Source organism: Neobacillus sp. K501 (assembly GCF_053749995.1).
The window spans coordinates 167,098-187,231 of the sequence record NZ_JBSLYA010000006.1 but is presented as its reverse complement, the minus strand read 5'-3'; the positions used below and the strand labels follow the sequence as shown (position 1 = coordinate 187,231).

At 39.4% G+C, this 20,134-nt stretch carries 20 protein-coding genes and 1 riboswitch; of the genes, 11 read left to right on the top strand and 9 right to left on the bottom strand.

The genetic code is table 11. The features are described from left to right. Window positions 1–6: 6 nt before the first annotated feature. From ACWM35_RS15265 to ACWM35_RS15255, 3 genes are all read right to left on the bottom strand, one after another. Window positions 7–705 carry a polyphosphate polymerase domain-containing protein gene (locus tag ACWM35_RS15265; protein ID WP_454819653.1) on the bottom strand — a complete coding sequence of 233 codons (699 nt, stop codon included), beginning with the start codon at window positions 703–705 and terminating at the stop codon, window positions 7–9. A gap of 108 nt (window positions 706–813) precedes the next feature. After that, window positions 814–2,109: a sensor histidine kinase gene (locus tag ACWM35_RS15260; RefSeq protein WP_454819652.1), complete on the bottom strand. Its 1,296-nt coding sequence runs from the start codon at window positions 2,107–2,109 to the stop codon at window positions 814–816. After that, window positions 2,109–2,789: a response regulator transcription factor gene (locus tag ACWM35_RS15255; RefSeq protein ID WP_454819651.1), complete on the bottom strand. Its 681-nt coding sequence runs from the start codon at window positions 2,787–2,789 to the stop codon at window positions 2,109–2,111. Before ACWM35_RS15255 ends, ACWM35_RS15260 begins: the two co-directional genes overlap by 1 nt. 203 nt (window positions 2,790–2,992) lie before the next feature. On the opposite strand from ACWM35_RS15255, the gene ACWM35_RS15250 reads away from it, so the two are divergent. Continuing rightward, complete coding sequence (locus ACWM35_RS15250; protein WP_454819650.1) at window positions 2,993–5,086, top strand: carbohydrate-binding domain-containing protein; 2,094 nt, start codon at window positions 2,993–2,995, stop codon at window positions 5,084–5,086. Window positions 5,087–5,140: 54 nt separating this feature from the next. On the opposite strand, the gene ACWM35_RS15245 is transcribed toward ACWM35_RS15250, so the two are convergent. Together ACWM35_RS15245 and ACWM35_RS15240 are read right to left on the bottom strand one after the other, a co-directional pair. Beyond that, window positions 5,141–6,121, bottom strand: a complete 981-nt coding sequence (locus ACWM35_RS15245) for a sensor histidine kinase (protein ID WP_454819649.1) — start codon at window positions 6,119–6,121, stop codon at window positions 5,141–5,143. A gap of 13 nt (window positions 6,122–6,134) precedes the next feature. Next, window positions 6,135–6,833: a LytR/AlgR family response regulator transcription factor gene (locus tag ACWM35_RS15240; protein ID WP_454819648.1), complete on the bottom strand. Its 699-nt coding sequence runs from the start codon at window positions 6,831–6,833 to the stop codon at window positions 6,135–6,137. 199 nt (window positions 6,834–7,032) lie between these two features. Here ACWM35_RS15240 and ACWM35_RS15235 point away from each other — a divergent pair, with 199 nt between their 5' ends. Continuing rightward, window positions 7,033–7,785, top strand: coding sequence for an ABC transporter ATP-binding protein (locus tag ACWM35_RS15235; protein WP_454819647.1), 753 nt, complete (start codon window positions 7,033–7,035; stop codon window positions 7,783–7,785). After that, a complete protein-coding gene (locus ACWM35_RS15230; protein ID WP_454819646.1) occupies window positions 7,775–8,932 on the top strand; it encodes an ABC transporter permease in 1,158 nt (385 codons plus the stop codon). The genes ACWM35_RS15235 and ACWM35_RS15230 overlap by 11 nt, the downstream gene beginning before the upstream one ends. A gap of 20 nt (window positions 8,933–8,952) precedes the next feature. Here the strand turns inward: ACWM35_RS15230 and ACWM35_RS15225 are convergent, their stop codons facing one another. After that, window positions 8,953–10,176: a helix-turn-helix domain-containing protein gene (locus tag ACWM35_RS15225; protein WP_454819645.1), complete on the bottom strand. Its 1,224-nt coding sequence runs from the start codon at window positions 10,174–10,176 to the stop codon at window positions 8,953–8,955. A gap of 121 nt (window positions 10,177–10,297) precedes the next feature. On the opposite strand from ACWM35_RS15225, the gene ACWM35_RS15220 reads away from it, so the two are divergent. The 3 genes from ACWM35_RS15220 to ACWM35_RS15210 all read left to right on the top strand — a co-directional run bounded on the left by ACWM35_RS15220 (window position 10,298) and on the right by ACWM35_RS15210 (window position 12,564). Continuing rightward, on the top strand, window positions 10,298–11,599 hold the full coding sequence (locus tag ACWM35_RS15220) for an MFS transporter (protein WP_454819644.1): 1,302 nt from the start codon (window positions 10,298–10,300) through the stop codon (window positions 11,597–11,599). A gap of 128 nt (window positions 11,600–11,727) precedes the next feature. Further along, window positions 11,728–12,207, top strand: coding sequence for a DUF6530 family protein (locus tag ACWM35_RS15215; RefSeq protein ID WP_454819643.1), 480 nt, complete (start codon window positions 11,728–11,730; stop codon window positions 12,205–12,207). After that, window positions 12,208–12,564, top strand: coding sequence for a GIY-YIG nuclease family protein (locus ACWM35_RS15210; protein ID WP_454819642.1), 357 nt, complete (start codon window positions 12,208–12,210; stop codon window positions 12,562–12,564). 70 nt (window positions 12,565–12,634) lie between these two features. Here ACWM35_RS15210 and ACWM35_RS15205 read toward each other — a convergent pair whose 3' ends face one another. Then, complete coding sequence (locus ACWM35_RS15205) at window positions 12,635–13,063, bottom strand: VOC family protein (protein WP_454819641.1); 429 nt, start codon at window positions 13,061–13,063, stop codon at window positions 12,635–12,637. A 173-nt stretch (window positions 13,064–13,236) separates the two neighbouring features. On the opposite strand from ACWM35_RS15205, the gene ACWM35_RS15200 reads away from it, so the two are divergent. The 4 genes from ACWM35_RS15200 to ACWM35_RS15185 all read left to right on the top strand — a co-directional run bounded on the left by ACWM35_RS15200 (window position 13,237) and on the right by ACWM35_RS15185 (window position 17,063). Next, window positions 13,237–14,199 (top strand): LacI family DNA-binding transcriptional regulator, encoded by a 963-nt coding sequence (locus ACWM35_RS15200; protein ID WP_454819640.1) that lies wholly within the window; start codon window positions 13,237–13,239, stop codon window positions 14,197–14,199. Between the two features lie 139 nt (window positions 14,200–14,338). Next, window positions 14,339–14,444: riboswitch (SAM riboswitch) on the top strand. Window positions 14,445–14,527: 83 nt separating this feature from the next. After that, a complete protein-coding gene (locus ACWM35_RS15195; RefSeq protein WP_454819639.1) occupies window positions 14,528–15,541 on the top strand; it encodes a methionine ABC transporter ATP-binding protein in 1,014 nt (337 codons plus the stop codon). Beyond that, entirely contained in the window at window positions 15,531–16,202 is a 672-nt protein-coding gene (locus ACWM35_RS15190) for a methionine ABC transporter permease (protein WP_454819638.1), read from the top strand. Before ACWM35_RS15195 ends, ACWM35_RS15190 begins: the two co-directional genes overlap by 11 nt. A gap of 21 nt (window positions 16,203–16,223) precedes the next feature. Next, entirely contained in the window at window positions 16,224–17,063 is an 840-nt protein-coding gene (locus tag ACWM35_RS15185) for a MetQ/NlpA family ABC transporter substrate-binding protein (protein WP_454819637.1), read from the top strand. 55 nt (window positions 17,064–17,118) lie between these two features. On the opposite strand, the gene ACWM35_RS15180 is transcribed toward ACWM35_RS15185, so the two are convergent. Then, window positions 17,119–17,595, bottom strand: coding sequence for a glutathione peroxidase (locus tag ACWM35_RS15180; RefSeq protein ID WP_454819636.1), 477 nt, complete (start codon window positions 17,593–17,595; stop codon window positions 17,119–17,121). Window positions 17,596–17,727: 132 nt separating this feature from the next. Then, window positions 17,728–19,218 (bottom strand): peptide MFS transporter, encoded by a 1,491-nt coding sequence (locus ACWM35_RS15175; protein ID WP_454819635.1) that lies wholly within the window; start codon window positions 19,216–19,218, stop codon window positions 17,728–17,730. A 428-nt stretch (window positions 19,219–19,646) separates the two neighbouring features. On the opposite strand from ACWM35_RS15175, the gene ACWM35_RS15170 reads away from it, so the two are divergent. Continuing rightward, on the top strand, window positions 19,647–20,132 hold the full coding sequence (locus tag ACWM35_RS15170) for a PTS sugar transporter subunit IIA (RefSeq protein ID WP_454819634.1): 486 nt from the start codon (window positions 19,647–19,649) through the stop codon (window positions 20,130–20,132). The last annotated feature ends 2 nt before the right edge of the window (window positions 20,133–20,134 follow it).

The following is a 20,134-nucleotide window of genomic DNA, read 5'->3' as shown; positions in this document are numbered from 1 at the left end:
TTCGTATTACCCGAACATCCTGCTGATTTGATACTTTGAGTAAGTTCCTCTTCGTCTGTCACCCAGCTGAAGAAGATATTTGATTGTATCTGGCAGAAATTCATCATATTTTACTTCAAGAATGACAATATCCGGATTGGTTTCAACCATCGGTATATCAGGATTCAATACTTCATTATTTCGGAAGCTTGTTTTAATTGAACTGTCAAACGTGACTCGTACGTTTCCATATTCATATATGAATACTTCCCTTTCGTAGTCGACGACGGTGACAGGCTTTAATTGAAACAGATTCATTTGGACAAATAAATCCTGGATGAGAGGTCTTGGGTCATTTTCCATCCAGCCAATTTTGCCGTGCCGAATCTGTTCATATTCCTCAGCTGTAATCTTGCATTTTTGCTTATATGTCATATTATTGCGCTTACTCTTTTTTTCAAGGTTTATGAAATGGGTATTATTGTCGTACAGCCTGACCCGAAATTTATCCCGTTCAATATGACCTTCCTTTTTCTGGTTCAGTACTTTATTTTCAAAGTTGTCAAAATAAACACTCCTAATTAAATACTTCCCGTCATTTTTTGCATGGGGGTCGGACTCCATAACATGTTTTAATCTATTTCTTAAATGGAAGCAATCCATTTTGGAAATTTCATGCTTTAATTCGTATCTGCCTCTTACACCATTCAAGCTCATTGCCTTCATGTCCATCATTCTCCTCTGTAAGTGTTCCATGAATGACATTATTAGGGACTAACCTTAAACAAACCTTAAAAAGTAAATATAAAAAAAGAAGATCACTTTTGTGATCTCCTACTTTGGTAGTTTAACCTTGAAGGTGGTGCCTTTCGATGGGTTTGGAATCGCTTTTATCGTCCCATTATGCTGTTCAACAATCCACTGCGCTATTGATAAACCTAAACCAACTCCTCCAGATTCGCGCGTGCGCGCTTTATCTTCACGGTAAAAGCGGTCAAAAATTTGTTTTCGATTTTCTTCTTTAATACCGATTCCAGTGTCACTTACCTCTAGGACAATCCTTTGGTCCTCCAAATATGTCTTTACACTGATGCTATCATTTTCACCTGTGTATTTTAAGGCATTATCTAATAAAATGACCAAAAGCTGATGAAGCCGAACTTCATCTGCATCTATCTGAATATCACATTTTAAATTCAGCCAAAAGTTCTTTTCCTGTGATTCTGCTATTTCCTTGTAAGGGGTGCTGACATTCTGAATAAAAGAATCAACATGGATGGACTGTTTCATTAGCTTGGTTTCAGCAGAATCAGCCCGTGCCAATGTCAGCAAATCCGATGTAAGCTTCGACAGGCGCCTTGTTTCCGAAAGGCTGAGCGCTATATTTTCAAATTTATTTGCGATCTTTTCATGAGGAGCCGTTAGCAGGAGCTCCAATTTGTTCTGGATGATGGTCAATGGAGTCCTCAGTTCGTGTGAAGCATTTTCAACAAATTCAGCTTGTTTATTCCAGGATTGGATAATAGGTTTCATCATTTTTTTGGACAGGATATAACTTGCTGAAATCGAAAGGACGATGAAAATGACAGAACAAATGATAATAAGCTTTCCAAAATTGTTAAGGATAAGCTGTTCTGCGTCGACATTGATCATCAGTTGTGTGTAGGCAATCTCGTCATCTTCATTCGTATCCTCAATCAGGATGTATCGGAAATGATACAAATCATTAATAACGATTGAGGTAACCTGATCTACATTTGTTTTATCAAGTTGATAATCCTGCAAATAGCTTTCAAAGAGTAGTGTTCCGATTTCATCTTTATTCAAGATTTCGCCGTCTTCACTCCAATTAACTACCATGATCCGCGGATTGGGGTTCTTTTGCCGGCCATTTGGAGGACCGGAGGGGTCCATTTCTTTATTTAGCAATGGAACCTTCGAATTTTCTATAGCATGATTTGCAAATCTATCTTTAAACGATTTAAGCTCCTCATCTGTTTTTTTATATAAAGTACTTTGGACCTGACTGAAAATGATAATGCCAAAAAATGTAAAAATTACAGTAAAGGCTAGCAGATTCAGAAGCATGAACTTCAGCTGCTGCTGTCGGAAAATTTTCCTTTTGAACATTAGCCTTCACCATCTTCCGACAGCATATAGCCCAGGCCGCGGAATGTCTTGATATAGTTGTCATATCCATACTTCTTCAGGCTTTTCCGTAAATTGCTTGCATAAACTTCAACGACCGTCGTCGAGGTATCGGACTCAAAACCCCAGATACGGTCAAAGATTTGTTCTTTGGTTAGGATGGTATTGTTATTGTTGATTAAATATTCAAGTAAGTCGAACTGTTTACCATTCAGTTTTACGGGTTCACCGTTTACCTCTGCCGTCTTATTTTTTAGATTAAGCTTTAGCTCTTTAAAGGAAAGGATGTTTTCCTTGAACTTTCCCCCTGCTCTTCTGACCATTGCCTCCAGTCGCAAAAGCAATTCTTCGCGGTGGAAAGGCTTGACCATATAATCATCGGCCCCGACCTTGAAGCCTTGGATTTTATCATCAATTCCATCTTTTGCTGTCAGCATGATAACAGGAGTTTCAATATTGCTTTTCCGCAATTCTTTTAAAACCTCATAACCATTCATCCCAGGCATCATAATGTCTAATATAATGACGTCAAATATATTTTGCTCTGCTAAGAAAAGCCCTTCTTCACCATCGAAGGCCTGCTCCGTTTCGAACAAGTCTTGGGTGGTTTCCCGGATTGTTTCTGATAGATGTTTATCATCTTCTATAATTAATAGCTTCATCCGTTTTTCTCCCTTTCTCTGAAAAGAGTCCTCTTCTTTCTCCCCATTGATATGTTCGATTATAGTCACAAACTCTAAAAATGCAAATGAAATTAGATTTTAAGGTTTGTTTAAGGTTAGTCCTTAATAATGTGGCTCATAGGGGACAAACAAACCCATTAAGATCTGCGCAAAAATATAATCTTATTTTAAAGGAGAAAATCATGTCGAAAAAAAAATCTAGATATACGAAATTAGCAGCATCACTTATGTGCACGGCCTTATTATTTGGCTGCAGCAATAACAGCAGCGAGACAGATAGCGCCAATAACAACGTTACGAAAGTAAACGCAGAAAGCTTGAGCACAATTGGTGATAAAAAGATTGCTGACGTCATTAGTGGGATCGTGAAGTATGACAAAGATGATCTGTACAGTGACTGGAAAAACGAGGACACTACCTCAATCAAATTAACTGGTACAGGAGCTGAAGTTGGCGATTCCAGCGGAGCAATGGCTGATGCGAATATCGTCACAATTAAAACTTCTGGCACCTATGTGATCAGCGGAACACTGAATGATGGGCAAATCATTGTCGATGCCGAGGATAAAGCAACAGTTAGGCTTGTGCTGAATGGAGTGGACATCAATTCCTCCAGCAATGCGCCAATATATGTAAAGCAAGCGGAAAAAACCGTCATTTCCCTTGAGGAAGGGACAGAAAACTATATCACGGACGGCACAACATATGACCTTGAAGACTCAGAGGATGAACCGAATGCGGCTATCTTCAGTAAAGACAACCTCACCATTAACGGAACAGGAAAACTGGTTGTCAAAGGCAATTATAATAATGGAATTGCTGGCAAAGATGAATTGAAAGTTATCGGTGGGACGATTGAAATCGAAGCAGTGGATGACGGTTTATTGGGCCGTGATATTTTAGCTGTGAAGGAAGGGAATATCACGATTAAAGCAGGCGGGGATGCGGTCAAGTCGACCAATGATGAAGATACTTCAAAAGGAGTGATTGCCATTGAAGGAGGAACATTCGATCTAACTGCTGCAAATGATGGTATCCAGGCAGTAACCTCACTACTGATCGCAGACGGTAACTTTAAAATTTCCGCTGGCGGTGGAAGTCCAGATACGATTGCCACAAAGGAAAATGGCGGACCAATGCCAGGACAAACGAACACAACTACAACTACTGTTACTGAGAAGGAATCGGATAGTGCCAAAGGCTTGAAGGCGGGCACCGAGGTTGCAATCGGAGGCGGGACATTTGATATTGATACTTTAGATGATGCTGTTCACAGCAACAACAGCGTAACAATAACAGGAGGAAAATTAGCGATTGCTACCGGTGATGATGGCATTCATGGGGATACCGCCATTCTTACCAAAGGCGGCGACATCACGATCAGCAAAAGCTATGAAGGAATTGAAAGTACGGTTGTAACCATTGCAGGCGGCGATATCCATGTTAATGCTAGTGATGATGGCATTAATATCGGGGGAGGAGTGGATGGTTCTAATCCTGATATGCAATCAACCTCTTCCGAAAACAATCTTCTTTCCATTACAGGTGGGAATGTCTATGTGAATTCACAGGGAGATGGTTTGGATTCCAATGGTTCCATCCAGATGACGGATGGTACCGTGATTGTCAGCGGACCGACTAATGCTGGTAATGGTTCACTTGATTATGACCAGACCTTTGACATGAGTGGCGGCCTCTTAATTGCTACAGGAAGTAGCGGCATGGTTCAGGCTGTGTCAGAGGATTCTAAACAGTACTCCATGCTGATGACTTACCCTGAAACACAAAAAGCAGGGACAATCCTCCATTTGGAAGACAGTAAAGGGAATACTGTCGTAACGTTCGCACCTGAAAAAGATTACCAAACTGTATTTATCAGCTCTCCGAAACTTGAAAAGGACGGCAAGTACACGTTATACGCTAATGGCTCCTCAACTGGAAGTGAAGAGAATGGGTATTATACGGATGGAAAATACTCTGGTGGTACCAAAGTAGTCGAATTCACCATAGCGGATTCTGTAACATGGCTGAACGAATCTGGGATTACAACGGCCGGGAGTGGCGGTCCTGGCGGCGGTGGTGGTCGTGGCGGGCAAGCTCCACAAGACGGTGGAAACCGTGGTGATATGTTCTCAAATCTAGATGAGGAGACGAAAGCAAAGGCCCAAGAAATCATGGAACAAGAACGGACAGGAACGATTACTAGGGAAGAGGCACAAGCTAAACTAGCGGATCTGGGAGTAGAATTTCCAGGAGGAGGCAATAGACCTCAATAACCAATACCTTGAGAAAGGGCAGCAGCAATAATATTGCACTGCCCTTTTCGTAATCTATCGGATGGCGGGAATCTTAATTTTAATAGTGAATTCTTCGTTTTTGTAGACAAAATCTAGGAATCCTTGGTGCTCGTTTACAATGTCTTGGATAATTTTCGTACCTAGCCCCTCATGCCCATCAGCCTTAGTGGTTTTACCATAGGTATGGAATAATTCATCTAGAATCTCCTTTGGGATGGGAAGACTATTATTTTTACAAATTAATAAGTACAAACCGCTTCTTTTATAAAATTGCAATGTAAGCATGGCCTGTTGTTTATGTTGCTTCTGCCACTCTTCACAAGCATCAATGCTGTTTGAGAGAAGATTTCCAAGCAGGGTGACCATATGATTATCAGACAGCGGCAATGTTGAAAATGGAAGATCAAGATCATATACAACAGAAATACCAGCGGCTTGGGCACGACGATACATTTGATGAAGAATTCCAGCCACACTGCCTCGCTCTCCTTTAATCGAAAGATTGGTCTCTTCATATCCATCCATTAACTGGTCGAAATAAATCTTTGCCTCATCATATTCTTTGTTCTCAAGCATGAAATGGACAGCGGCGATATGCTTTAGAAAATCATGCCTTTCACTGCGAACGATGCGAAAGGTTTCATTAAAATGGGCCTGCTGTTCTGCTACCTGGGCAAGCTCTTTCTGCAGGGAAGCTAGCTTATTTGCTCCCATTTGCCGTACCACTTCAATCCCGATAAAAACGCTCAGCAGCACGAAACCTACCGGTAAACCAATATCTTCAATGTATATCAATAGAAGTAACAGCTGCAGGGCCAGAAGGGAAATATTCCATTGCAGCCCTAAATGAGAGATTTTGAGAATGATTCTTTTTGAAAAATAAAAGACAAGACCTACAACTAGAAAAAATGGTAGATAAATCGGAATATTAATAGGAAGATTCGTAAATATCGTGTAGAGATGGATCATCCCAAGAACGGTTACGAAACTCCAATACAGTTTAGCTGATTTCAAGTTTTCTCCGCCTTTAAAAGTAATTTTCCTGTAAAAAATCTACCTTTTCCTTCGTAATCATTGCCTGTTCTTCGATTCCCTCGAAGATAACGATATAAGAGTTTTTCGCATAAAGGGAGAAATTCTTTACATAGTGAATATTAATGATGAAGGATCGATGGGAGCGGATAAAGTCTCTTTCTCTCAATTCACCCTCTAATTCATTAAGGGTTTGATAGGTTTTAATCGGACCGGATTTGGTATAAATGGTCGTCGATCGCCCTGATCTTTCGATAAATACAATATCCTTCTTTTGAATAATGTGGATATCATTCTTCTGTTTTAAATAGAGTCGGCCGGCAATTTCAGCCGATTTTGTTTTTTCCTTAAGTCTTTCAATCGATTTAATCAACCGTTCCTTCGGATAAGGCTTCATAATATAATCATGGACATTCAGTTCAAAGGCATGAACCGCATAGCCGCTATTCCCCGTGACAAAGATGACTGAGATATTTAGTGCATGGGAGTGAATAATATCTGCCAGTTCATAGCCTGATAGATTGGGCATCTCAATATCCGCTATCAATAAGTCGATTTCTTCCTTCTTAATATGCTCATAAGCTTCCTCCGCGGATAGAGTTGAGAATACGATCTCCACACCTTCTATCCCGGAAACAATTCCATTCAATTTATCTAAATCAATCATGCGATCATCGACTAATCCAACCTTCATATATTTCCGCCTTACCCTCAAAGTTTTCGTTTTAGCTTTATCCAACTGGTGAATGTTTCCACTTTATTTTACCACTTAAAGGGGGGAATTTGTCATTTTCACGACATCAAAAGGAATATTCGCGACATAAGTGCAGATTCCTGCTTTGTTTCTTTGTATGATAATGACAAGAAAACAAACAGATGGGATGGGAAAGATCATGATCGAGATTCATGAGGTAACGAAGAAATTTCAAGATAAAAAGATATATGTAACAGCACTAAAACACGTTTCCTTTTCGGTAAAGGAAGGTCAGGTAGTAGGTCTCTTAGGGGAGAATGGAGCGGGAAAGACAACTTTGTTAAGAACGGTTGCCACTCTGTTAACGCCAACGGAGGGTTACGTAAAAGTGGGCGGTTTTGATACGGTTAAAGAACCGAATGAAATCAAGAAGAGAATTGGTGTTTTGTTTGGCGGCGAAACAGGCTTATACGATCGCTTAACGGCCAGAGAAAACCTGGAATACTTTGCAATGTTATATGGCTTAGGGAAGCATGAAACGAAGGTGCGTATTGATGATCTAGCAAAGATGTTTGGGATGAAAGATTATCTAAACAGAAAAGTTGGCGGTTTTTCAAAAGGGATGCGCCAGAAGGTAGCCATTGCGAGGACACTTATCCATAATCCGGATATCATTCTGTTCGACGAACCGACAACTGGGTTGGATATTACCTCCTCGAATGTATTTCGCCAATTGGTTCATCAATTGAAGCGAGACGGCAAGACGATTATCTTTTCGAGCCATATTATGGAGGAAGTATCGATGCTGTGCGATACTGTCGCAATGATGCATAAGGGAGAGCTTGTTTACCAAGGTAACCTTGAGGAACTTTACAAATCCGAAGGAAGCCGCGATCTGAACTATATATTTATGAGTAAACTTGTCAGGGGGAACGAAAATTATGCTTCTTAATATCTATTTAAAAGAAATGAAGGACAGCTTCCGTGATCGTAGAACCTTATTCTTAACGGTACTGCTGCCGATTGTGATGATGACAGGATTAACCTTTTTTTATGAAAAATTAGCTTCTGATGGGGAAGGCGAATCCTTTACGCTCGCTGTTCATCAATCCTTAAGTACAGAGGAAGAGAAGATTTTTTCTGCTTATGAAAATATTGAATTTGTTAAATCTGCGGATCCTGAAGAAACGCTTGAAGAAGGAGAAGCTGCAGCGGCACTCATCCTTAGTCCCGACTTTGTCAGCAATATTGAGAACGGTAAAGAAGCATCGGTTACGATCATCGGCGATTCATTTAGCCAGAAATCATCTAATTTAATGAATCTAGTAACAAATGCGCTAAGTGTTTTTGAAAAATCCGTTACGGCGGAGCGCCTGCAGGCACAAGGAACAGATCTTTCACTCATTCAGCCTTTTACGGTCAATCAAAAGGAAATTTCGGAAGAAGACCCTAATATTAATATCCTAACTTTGTTGATTCCTTTGATTTTGTCGCTATCAATCGGGATAGGGGCAGGTCCGGCTGCTTCCGATCTATTTGCCGGAGAAAAAGAACGAAAGACGATGGAAGCTTTATTAATGACTCCCGTCAACCGAGGAACGATGCTCTTTGCAAAATGGCTGACCATTGCTTCAGTAGGGGCGATTACGGGTATTATTACCTTGATCGTCGTGGCTTTAGAAATAAATTTATTAACAGAAACTCTGAAAAAGGCAATCTCATTTGGCGATGACGCTGTTCTAGTTGTTGGATTAGCCGTAATTGTTTCGATTATTTATGCCATGTTCAATGCATCATTACTAATGCTAACAAGCATCATCGGTAAGACCGTTAAGGAATCACAAAGCTACAGCACTCCGGTTATGATGCTGACCGTATTTCCGAGTATGATGATTACTGGCATCGGGATTAATGAACTGAGTTTTCAACATTTTGCGATCCCAATCATGAATCTTTTCAGCCTCTTAAAGGAGTTGCTCTTTGGTGTTGTCCAAGTTGAACATATCTTAATCACACTCGCGAGTAATTTAATCGTCATGGTTGTTATATTTATCATTGGAAGAATCTTATTTATGAAAGATAAATGGGTAATGAATTAAAAAACTGACCCGCCTGAGCATTAGTCTTCGGCGGGTTTTGTTTTGGGCATTTCGATTTGAATTCTTTTGTACGTTTCCATCGCGAAATCTTTGTAGGATGTATGCGGGAGTGGCTCAAATTTTTCAACGGCTGATCGTGCTGATTGGAAAGCTTTCTCTAGGTTTCCGAGTTCCAGATAGCACAGCGCTTTGTAGGAACCACTTACATAAAGCAGCGCTAAATCAAAGGGATGATGAGTATCGACGGGTACTTCGACTTTTTCGAAACAGAGAATTGCCTCTTTAAATTGACAAAGAAAATACAAAGCTTTTCCTTTTTCAACCAAATGATAAACTTCAATCTTTGGGTCATTTACAAACTGATCAATGATTTCTAAGGCCTGTTGATACCCCTGCTTTTCTTCGATAAGAGTCATTACCATAATGAGATCATAAAAAATGATGGAATTGGGGTCCTCAGCAAATTCACCATATTGCTTTAACTTTGTCGCATAATGATCTTTCTTTGCAACATCTTTCGTTAGCAGCGCGTGGGCGCAGGCTAGCCGGTATAGATCATCAATTCGAAAATAGATACGGTGCTCCTTTGAAAAATTAATCGCGTTTTCCATCACACGAGTTGCCTCTTTGGAATTCCCGACAGCGAAATGCAAAATCGCCTCATGATAATCAAGGTCAACCCTTGTTATCGGATCAATGTATGAGTGTGTTGCTTCGATTTTCTCTCTTTCATTCAAAAGGATATTTAATGCATGTGTGTAGTCGTGTTCAACAAATTTCACCATAGATTGAAAGATGCCAACACTTGCACGTTTTCCAGTTATATTCATTTCATCGTACATCTTTGCTGCACGATCGGAAAAATCCTGCCAGCAATCCTCTTTTTCTTTAAATAGGCAGCGGCTATAAAGGTCTAATAATCGGGCTGCTTCATATCCTTGGGTCAGCTTTGGAAGATAGGGATCAATAAGAGCAATTAATTGTTTATGATGAGCTTCCTGCGTATTGTATAACTTCTCTGCTTTTTCAAGAATCTCGCGCAATTCCAGTGTGCTTGTTTCTTGCAACAGGTCGGTCAATTCTACGCCAAGACGTTTGGCGATATACGATAAGCTTTCTATGGAGGGATTCGCCTTATTATTTTCGATCAGGCTAAGCATTCCCTTTGTTAATTCTTCCCCCGCGAGTGCTTCCAGGGTCATCTTTTTCTTTTTCCGTATTTCACGTATCCGTTCACCTAACATATCGAAGGAACACTCCTAATTATAGTAATATAAGTTTAATTATATTAAACTTTTTCTTGAAATGGAAGAAATTTCATGATAAAATTTGTTTAATTAAATTAAACTTTTAGGTGGGATTTTGATGGAGGAGATAAAAAAGCTTAAAAAAGCGACATACCATCTGTGGACGTTCACCATTAGCAAGCTCATTTCTTCGTTTGGTGCACAAGTGTATGCCTTTGCGATTAGTTTTTATATTTTACAAGCGACTGGTTCGGCCACGAGCTTTGCTGCAAACCTAATTTGTAATATTTTGCCCCGTACATTGCTGGCACCCTTTGCCGGTTATTTAGTCGATAAATACTCGAGAAAGAAGATAATCGTTCTTTCCCAAATTGCCACAACGATTGCGATTGGAGGATTATTAGCTGTTATTATGATGTCCGAGTTATCATTAACAGCGATTTATGCTACTTCGTGTATCCTGTCGGTGACCTCGATGTTTTCAGGCGTAACCTTTACCTCTTCGATCACCGGCCTTGTTGATAAGGAAAGGGTTCAAAGAGCGATGTCATTGAATCAAATGTCGATTTCCTTTGCGTCAATTGGCAGTCCTGCGGTTGGAGGTCTTTTGTATGGAGCAGTATCGATGGAAGTGTTCCTTATTGTCTATATGGTTGCATCCATCATTGCGGTCATACTTGAGTCAACCATGAACTTCCAATTATTTGCGAATCGCAAAGAGAAGGAGACCTTTGAAGAGAAAGAGACGATGTGGCAAAGTATGAAGGCTGGAATTCGCTATTTGAAACTGCAGCCACTGCTGATGACCATCATTTGGATTTCGCTGTTAATAAATTTTCTCTTTTCAGCATTTGAAGTAGGCTACTCCTTTATCCTCATTGAAAAAATGAAAATGGCTTCTCAGCATTTTGGCTTTACACAAGGTGGATTTGCCATCGGTATGTTGTTGTTTTCGATTTATTTTTCTATAAGAAAAGATGTGAAATTTCCGTTACTAGTATCAAAGCGGGGGATCCTTGGAATGGGGGGCATCATGGGCGCGATTGCTATGCCATTACTGATAAAAATGTCCTATGGGGTCGTTTTTGGTTATTACCTGCTGTTGATGTTTAGTTTAGGATCATTAGTCATTATCGTGAATACACCCATGCAGGTGATGATGCAAAAACAAATCGATGACGATTATAAGGGCCGGGTTTTTTCGATACTTGAAACGATGGCAATGGCGTTAATGCCTTTAGGGATGGTGCTTTACGGTTTCTTGTATGATGTCTTCCCAGCACAATGGATTCTCCTAGTCTCTGCATGTATCTTCCTTGGAGTTGTTCTATTTCTGGCGAGGCCATCTGTTATTAGAAAGGCTCACCCACAATTGGAGCGGGATAGAGTGGTTAAAAGTGAAGCGCGAGTCACATCGTAAACAAATAAAAGGAACTAGACGAGCTCTAGTTCCTTTTTGCAGCTTGAAAACCTAAATGAATGTCGTTATACTTATATTTAGTAAATCAGTAATTTACTAAATTACTAAATATAAGGCGGTAGAAATTTATGAAAATCCCAACTAATTTAAAACATAAACCTGTTATCGTATCTGAGAACTACGAGAATGTAGACGGGAGAAATGCTTATCAATCGGATGCGAAGGGTCTTTCTTTAGGATTGGCTCAGTGGAATGATCGTGGCAAGGTTGATATTTCGGCTAAAGTGTGGCGATATACAGGAGAAAAATGGTCTAGGCAATCTGAGGAATTACCGCTCCATCGTGTCCTTGATCTTGCGATTCTTGTTAGTCGGGCCAAGCTTCATTTTCGCGAAGCCTATCAATATGAGAAATTGTATGATCCAGAAAATCCGATGATCGACAGAGTAGGAATTCAAGGTGATGCAATGACGGTTGCTGTTTGTACGGACAATGAAAAAATTGATGAAGATATTCAATTGTTCAGTCAGGCGCTTAGCCATGATGATGAGCTAATTGGTGAACGGCTGCGGACTTTATCAAGTATCTTGAAAGAGATGGGATATTAAATGGAGAGTAATCGAAAAAAGGAATTAAAATTGCAGTATAGAGAAATGAAGCACCCGATGGGCATCTATATCATTCGTTCAAAATCGGATAATAAGTGTTTCCTTGAAGCGACGGCCAATTTAAAGGCAAGAATGAACAGCAGTATCGTCAAGTTGCAATCAGGATTTCACCCCAATCGCGAATTAACCAAGGCGTGGAAGCAACAGGGGGAAGAAAACTTTGAGATGGAGATCCTCGAGAATCTTGAATATGATAAGGATGAAGCCAAAACCGACTACTCTGAAGAATTAGCTGTGTTGCAGTTTATTTGGGAAGAAAAATTGAGTAACGAAGGATTAGAATTTTATAAAAAGTAATGCAAAAGGATAGGGAACTGCTCCCTATCCTTTTTATATGCCCCTGACCAAGGCGCTTCCGCTTTTCGTTTTACCAGGCCATTTCACCATTGTCGTAGTTAATCTGCCAGTGAATTCCAAATTTATCGGTTACTTGACCGTAGAGCTTGCTCCAGAATGTTTCTTGAAGCTCCATCCCTACCTTGCCGCCTTCTTTTAATTGGTTAAACCAGGAGGTAAGATCGTCCGTATTATTACTGATTAAGGAAAGGGTAATGTTGTTGCCTTCCACAAACGGCATGCCTGGGAAAGTATCTGAAAACATGACATTGCTTCCAGCGATGTTCAGTCTTGTGTGCATAACTAAATTTTTCGCTTCTTCCGGCATTGGATAATTTGGATCTTGTGGTGTTTCACCGAAAGTCATCATTTTCGGTACTTCAGAACCAAAAACCTTGGCATAAAATTCTACCGCTTCCCGGCAATTGCCATTAAAATTAAGATAAACATCTACAGACATTTGCTTCACTCCCAAATTAGATTCGTTATACAACTCCATTTTTACCCAAATTAGGATAATTAATCAATAATGAAAAGGAACTATTATGCAAATAAGAGACTGAATGAAAAATGTGGTAGGATAATAATAAATGTAAGGGGTACTGAAAAGTTATTTAGTGAAAAGGTGATAACGTGGCAAATATTCGGGATTTGGCAAAAATGGCGGGAGTTTCAGTCACGACTGTTTCCCGTGTATTGAACCAGCATCCTTATGTGAAGGATGAAAAAAGAAAAGCCGTTTTAGAAGCGATCCGAAAGAGTAATTATCAGCGGAATATAAATGCCGTTCATTTAAGTAAAGGGAAGACCTTTCTTGTTGGTGTGGTCATTCCATTTTCAAATCATCCATACTTTGCCCAGTTGGTTAATGGAATTGCAACTGAGGCATTAAAGCAAAACTATAATCTAGTATTAATCCAAACCAATTATGTGAGGAGCAGGGAAATAGAGGCATTACGGATGCTTAAGCAAAAGCAGGTTGATGCCCTCATCATTTGTTCGAGAATTTGTGAGTGGTCCAAAATTGAAGAATACTTACCTTATGGACCAATTGTTTTTTGTGAAGATACCAAAGGGAAAGAAGCTTCTTCCACCTTCATCGACCATTATAAAAACTTTTCTTTTGCCTTGGATTATTTATATCGTGAAGGTCATCAAAAAATAGGTTATTGTATTGGTCGCAAAACAGGTCCGAGCAGTAAGGCTAGAGGATTGGCCTATAAGGATTTTAATGAAAAATACAAGTTACCGTTTCGCTCTGAATATATCTTTGATGATTGCTTGTATTTTGAAGATGGAGAGCAAGTGATTGAGCAGATTAAGCAGATGGTTAATCCACCATCTGCCTTATTAGTCACCGGTGACCAAGTGGCTGCTGGAATTGTTACCTGTGCCCAACAGCAAAACATTTCCATTCCCAATGAACTTGCGATTATCGGTTTTGATAATCAGCCGATTGCTAAAATGATGAACATCACAACCATTGAAATCCCTCTTGTTGAGATTGGAAGAAAGCTTTTTAATCAAGCTGTAAATAATGAAAAGCTCACTTACGAGGAAATACCCGTCCACTTGATCGTACGACGAACTGTTTGAAAAAATTTTTTAACCCTACTATTTTGGTTGATTTTATCGGAATGAAAGCGGTTAACGAAAGTGAAGGTTATTTTTAGACGATTGACAAAATAAAGATAGCTTAGTAGTATCTAAATAATCCTAATTTAATAATTAATTGAACTTATCGAGAGTGACCGAGGGACAAGGCCCTATGACGTCCGGCAACCCCCTTTTTGGGAAGGTGCCAATTCCTGCAGAATGACTTTCATTCTGAAAGATAAGTCGAGATATAGAATGTATTTCGATGCCCCTTTCAGTTGAAAGGGGCATTTTTTGTTCTTGATTTTTAAAAAAAGAGGGTAATCATATGATTGAAATTCGGAATCTTTCAAAAGTTTATAAAACAAAAAATGGGAGCATAAAAGGTGTTGATGAAGTCTCGTTATCCGTGCAAGAGGGCGAGATATTTGGAATTGTTGGTTATTCAGGTGCCGGAAAAAGTTCGCTGTTGCGCTGTATTAATCTGCTAGAGCGGCCAACCTCTGGAAGTATTACGGTAGATGGTATTGATCTAACTTCTTTAAAGGGTGAGAATCTTCGACTGGCACGGTTAAAAATCGGGATGATCTTCCAGCATTTCTACTTAATCAGCCAAAAAACAGTGTTCGAGAATATTGTTTTTTCCCTAAAGGCGGCCAAGATACCAGCCGACCAAATCAAAGAAAGGGTAGAAGAGCTGCTTGAGATGGTTGGTCTTTCGGATAAAAGAGATGTTTATCCCGCACAGCTAAGCGGCGGTCAAAAACAGCGGGTTGGTATAGCGCGGGCGCTTGCCAACAACCCAAAGGTGTTACTATGTGACGAAGCAACATCTGCACTCGACCCAACGACAACAAAGTCGATTTTAAATCTATTAAAAAAAATCAATAAAGAACTCAATATTACCATTGTTTTAATTACCCATGAAATGGATGTTGTAAAGGAAATCTGCAACCGGATGGCGATCATGCAGGATGGAAAAGTCATAGAAGAAGGTGCTGTCTATGATATCTTTGCCAATCCTCAAACGGAATTAACAAAAGAGTTTATTGAAAGTGTTGTTTCCTTAGAAATACCAGAAGTCATTTTAAATGGATGCGAAGGACCCATTGTGAAGGTGACATTCAAAGGGAAAGTAGCTGGAGAGGGGGTCATTTCTGATATGCTTCAGCAATTTAACGTAAAAGGCAACTTCCTCCACGGTTCGATTGAGTATATTCAAGAATTCCCTCTCGGCATCTTTATTATGGAGCTGAATGGTGAAAAACAAGAAATCAGAGCTGCCCTTCAATATATCGAGAATCGGGCAGCGCAAGTGGAGGTGTTACGTGATGGGCTTTGATTTTCAGCATCTCGTGGAACTCATTCCAGATATTAATACCGCTTTTTTTCAAACGATTTATATGATAACCATTTCATTACTAGTAGCCATCGTGATTGGACTGCCAGTTGGAATTCTATTATATATCACCGATAAAGGTTTGTTTTTAGAAAATCGTTTGATCCAAAATGTTTTAGGCTTTGCCGTAAATATGGTGCGGTCGATCCCGTTCATCATTTTACTAGTAGCTCTTATTCCATTAACAAATTTCTTAGTAGGAACAACCATTGGTCCGACAGCGGCAAGTGTTTCACTTACAGCTGCGGCAATTCCGTTTTTCGCAAGGATTGTTGAAACGGCGTTAAGGGAGATTGATAAAGGTGTTATTGAAGCTGCCATTGCTGCCGGTGCTACACCGTGGATGATTATTAAAGATGTACTGCTGCTTGAAGCGAGGTCTGGAATCATTTCTGGAGTTACCTTAACGCTCATCAGTTTAATTGGCTTTTCAGCGATGGCGGGTACCGTTGGCGGCGGAGGAATCGGCGATTTAGCGATACGGTTTGGTTATTATCGATACGATAATACGATTATGATTGCAACCGTTGTAATATTAATTGTTTTAGTTCAGGTAATCCAGCTACTTGGTGATTATATTGCCAAAGTTTTAGATAAAAGATAAGAAAGAAAAGGGGAATTGATGATGAAAAAGTGGTTAACAGGGATTATTTTAGTAGTAGTTGCTGCGGTTTTAGCAGCTTGCGGAGGTTCTGCTAGTAAGGAAAGCAGTAGTGAGGGAAAAGCAGCAGAAACAAAAGAAATTAAAATTGGTGCAACAGCTGGTCCCTATAGTGACATGGTATCAAAAGCGATTAAACCAGGGTTAGAAGAAAAGGGCTATAAGGTAGAAGTGGTTGAATTCAGTGATTATATTCAGCCGAACAAAGCATTAGATAATGGTGACATTCAAGCAAACCTATTCCAGCATACGATTTACCTTGAAAATTTTGAAAAAGAAAACAAGATGGATTTAACTGGACTTATTTCTGTACCAACTGCACCGATGGGGCTCTATTCAAATACATTTAAATCTATTGATGATGTGAAAGAGGGGGCAACGGTAACTCTTCCAAATGATCCGACAAATGCAGCCCGCGCATTGAACACGCTTCGTGACGAAGGCCTTATTAAAATTAATGAAGGTGCAGATCCGTTAAAAGTGTCAGAAAAAGATATTACAGAAAACAAGAAGAATTTGAAGTTCCAGCCAATTGAAGCTGGCCAGCTGCCACGTTCTGTTGAAAGTGCAGATTTAGCCGCAGTACCAGGAAACTTTGCATTGGCGGCAAAAATGGATCTACTTGATGCTGTTGCACTTGAAAATATGCTCGATCCATACCGAAATGTTGTAGCGGTTAAGGCAGATAATGAAGATGCTCAGTTTGCCAAAGACCTTAAAGCCATTGTTGAGTCAGCGGATTTCGAAGCGATCATTGATGAACAGTTTAAAGGCTTTGGAAAGCCAGAATGGATGCAAAAATAGGACATGCGTAAGAGCCTTTCAACCTAGAAAGGCTCTTTGCTTTGATTTAAGATATTTATAGTACTTTTAGTAAATCATCCTCTATCTTAAGTGGCTCAGTGGTTGGACTATAGCGTTCAATAACCTGTCCATTTCGGTCGACGAGGAATTTTGTGAAATTCCATTTAATTCTGTTCGTGAGAAGACCTTTTTTCTGCTCTGTTAAGTGTCTAAATAAAGGGTCAGCTTCTACTCCATATACATCGATTTTTGCAAACATCGGGAAGTTTACACCATAGTTTAGTTGGCAAAACTGTGTGGTTTCATCAATATTAGCAAACTCTTGATTATTGAATTGATCACACGGGAACCCCAGTATTTCTAAGCCTTGGTCCTTATACTTTTCATACAGTTCCTGAAGCCCTTTGAATTGTGGAGTAAAACCACATTTACTTGCTGTATTCACGATAAGTAAGGGTTTACCTTCAAAATCCTTCAACGATTTCACTTCACCATTCGTCATCTTCACATTAAAATCATATACTGTTTTCATTCTATCCCTCCCACTACTATTAGTTTAATTGCCTCAAATTAAATTGTACACCGTTTAGATTAAAATTGAAATTATAAGCCTTATAGAAATAAAAAAAGTACTTGCCACTAAAGTGACAAGTACCATTTATTATTAACGAATACCCTTCATAAAGCCCTGAATTTTTGGAGATAGGATCATGAGAATGATACCTAGAGCAATGGATGCTCCCCCGATGACACCGAAGTAAGTCATTTCTGTTTCAGGTGTGTAGAATTTAACAATTTGTGCGTTTAATGCTTGTGCAGCCGCACTTGCTAAGAACCATAAGCTCATTGTTTGTGCTGAGAATGCTGCAGGAGCTAATTTTGTTGTTGCAGATAATCCTACAGGTGACATACATAATTCACCAAATACTACGATTAAATAACTAAGAACAAGCCACATAGGACTTACTAGTGAATCAGTACCGCCAAGCCATGCAGGAATAAGGATTACAAGGAATGATAAACCAGCAAATAATAAAGATAATGAGAACTTTTGTGGTACTGTTGGCTGACGCTTTCCTAATTTAACCCAAAGAGACGCAAAAATAGGTGCAAAGATGATGATAAATAATGGGTTTAATGACTGGAACCATGCTGGAGAAATTTCAATTCCCATCCAGTCTAATTGCGTACGCTTATCCGCATAATTTGCAAGGATCGTTGAACCTTGTTCTTGGATCGACCAGAACATAACGGCAGCGATAAATAATGGTATATAAGCAATGATACGTGAACGTTCTATATCTGTTGTTTTCTTGCTGCGGTACATGACAACAAAATAGATCGTTGGAATCACGACACCAAGAATGGTAACGATATTAATAAAGCTAGAGAATGTTAAAACTCCCATTGGGATTAAGACAGCACATAAGATTGCTAGAACGACTACACCTAAACCAATCATTGTAAAGGTTTTTTTCTTTTCAGAAGGTGAAAGTGGGTTCGCAACAGTTGTACCTGCAAGACCAAGGTTTTTCTTCTTTGTTAAAACAAACATAACAAGTCCAAGGAACATACCAATAGCGGCGATACCAAAACCTAAGTGGAAGCTATAGTCCATCACACTTCCGACGATAAGTGGTGATAAGAAGGCCCCCATGTTAATTCCCATGTAAAAGATAGTGAATCCGGCATCACGACGATCATCCGTTTCGCTATACATTTCGCCAACGACAGTAGAAACGTTAGGTTTCAATAATCCTGTACCTAAAACAATCAATACCATAGATACAAAGAACATGGCAACACTGCCCGGAATGGCAAGAACAATATGACCAAGCATGATCAAAATTCCACCATAGAATACGGCTTTAGAAGTACCAAAGATCCGGTCAGCTAGCCATCCTCCGATAATTCCAGACATATACACAAGTGAACCGTAAATGGACATAATGGATAGGGCAAGGTTTTCATCAATTCCTAATCCACCTTTTGAAACTTCATAATACATATAGTATACAAGGATAGCTCTCATACCATAATAGGAGAAACGCTCCCAAAATTCTGTAAAGAAAAGAGTGAATAGTCCTTTAGGATGACCGAAGAAACCTTTTTGAGGAACACTATCCACAATTTTCTGTCTATTGATGTTTGACATCTTACAACCTCCCTTTATCTTCATATATTATAATACTTTTAATATTTTTCAATTGTCAAAAACTATTTTTTATAATAATTTTACATCTGTAGTCAAACCCTTGATTTTATTGGGTTATTTATATATCGAAGCATTAAAAAAAGTTAATTTAAAATAGTGGTTTTATTTTTAATAAAGGGACTTTTCGTTATATTTAAATAACTATTTGCGAAGATGAGATAATCTAGGAGTGAAAAATGTCATCGCTTACATCTTGTTTTTTAAAATTTTCATGATATGATGAACTTAATACGAATATCGAATCACATGTTACTAATACGATTAGGCATGGTGGTAAATAATAAGACTAATTTGGTCTGTTATGATACCCCCATGCCTTTTTTTTGTATTCTGAATTGCAAGGACAACTTATGTAGGAGGAAGATAGTATGTTCAATCTATTTAAAAAGAAACCATTACAAATAATCTCGCCAGTGACAGGAGCTGTAATACCGCTTTCTGAGGTTCCAGATCCCGTATTCAGCCAAAAGATGATGGGGGAAGGGCTAGCAATTATGCCGTCAGGTGGAACTATCCATTCACCTGTTAATGGGACTATTATGTTAGTCGCGGATACAAAACATGCAGTTGGCATAAAAGCCGAAGATGGGACAGAAATACTCATTCACGTCGGCTTAGAAACAGTAGCATTAAATGGAATGGGCTTTACCGCAGAGGTTAAAGAGGGAGAAAAGGTCTCTGCCGGCCAACTCTTGCTAGAAGTAGATTGGGATTATATTCGTAACAATGCGAAAAGCATTGTGACACCAATCATTATTACGAATAGTGATGACGGGAAAAAGCAATTTGCTATGACCGAGGAAGTTGAAGCGATTCAAGGAAAAACTGTCATCATTACCGCTTCTTCTAAATAAAA

Excerpts from the sequence above, each read along its gene's own strand:
- ACWM35_RS15195 (WP_454819639.1), top strand. The coding sequence starts at position 14,528 with ATGATTGAAATTCGGAATCTTTCAAAAGTTTATAAAACAAAAAATGGG.
- ACWM35_RS15170 (WP_454819634.1), top strand. The coding sequence starts at position 19,647 with ATGTTCAATCTATTTAAAAAGAAACCATTACAAATAATCTCGCCAGTG.
- ACWM35_RS15265 (WP_454819653.1), bottom strand. The coding sequence starts at position 705 with ATGAAGGCAATGAGCTTGAATGGTGTAAGAGGCAGATACGAATTAAAG.
- ACWM35_RS15260 (WP_454819652.1), bottom strand. The coding sequence starts at position 2,109 with ATGTTCAAAAGGAAAATTTTCCGACAGCAGCAGCTGAAGTTCATGCTT.
- ACWM35_RS15185 (WP_454819637.1), top strand. The coding sequence starts at position 16,224 with ATGAAAAAGTGGTTAACAGGGATTATTTTAGTAGTAGTTGCTGCGGTT.
- ACWM35_RS15255 (WP_454819651.1), bottom strand. The coding sequence starts at position 2,789 with ATGAAGCTATTAATTATAGAAGATGATAAACATCTATCAGAAACAATC.
- ACWM35_RS15190 (WP_454819638.1), top strand. The coding sequence starts at position 15,531 with ATGGGCTTTGATTTTCAGCATCTCGTGGAACTCATTCCAGATATTAAT.
- ACWM35_RS15240 (WP_454819648.1), bottom strand. The coding sequence starts at position 6,833 with ATGAAGGTTGGATTAGTCGATGATCGCATGATTGATTTAGATAAATTG.
- ACWM35_RS15220 (WP_454819644.1), top strand. The coding sequence starts at position 10,298 with ATGGAGGAGATAAAAAAGCTTAAAAAAGCGACATACCATCTGTGGACG.
- ACWM35_RS15175 (WP_454819635.1), bottom strand. The coding sequence starts at position 19,218 with ATGTCAAACATCAATAGACAGAAAATTGTGGATAGTGTTCCTCAAAAA.
- ACWM35_RS15235 (WP_454819647.1), top strand. The coding sequence starts at position 7,033 with ATGATCGAGATTCATGAGGTAACGAAGAAATTTCAAGATAAAAAGATA.
- ACWM35_RS15250 (WP_454819650.1), top strand. The coding sequence starts at position 2,993 with ATGTCGAAAAAAAAATCTAGATATACGAAATTAGCAGCATCACTTATG.
- ACWM35_RS15215 (WP_454819643.1), top strand. The coding sequence starts at position 11,728 with ATGAAAATCCCAACTAATTTAAAACATAAACCTGTTATCGTATCTGAG.
- ACWM35_RS15205 (WP_454819641.1), bottom strand. The coding sequence starts at position 13,063 with ATGTCTGTAGATGTTTATCTTAATTTTAATGGCAATTGCCGGGAAGCG.
- ACWM35_RS15225 (WP_454819645.1), bottom strand. The coding sequence starts at position 10,176 with ATGTTAGGTGAACGGATACGTGAAATACGGAAAAAGAAAAAGATGACC.
- ACWM35_RS15180 (WP_454819636.1), bottom strand. The coding sequence starts at position 17,595 with ATGAAAACAGTATATGATTTTAATGTGAAGATGACGAATGGTGAAGTG.
- ACWM35_RS15210 (WP_454819642.1), top strand. The coding sequence starts at position 12,208 with ATGGAGAGTAATCGAAAAAAGGAATTAAAATTGCAGTATAGAGAAATG.
- ACWM35_RS15230 (WP_454819646.1), top strand. The coding sequence starts at position 7,775 with ATGCTTCTTAATATCTATTTAAAAGAAATGAAGGACAGCTTCCGTGAT.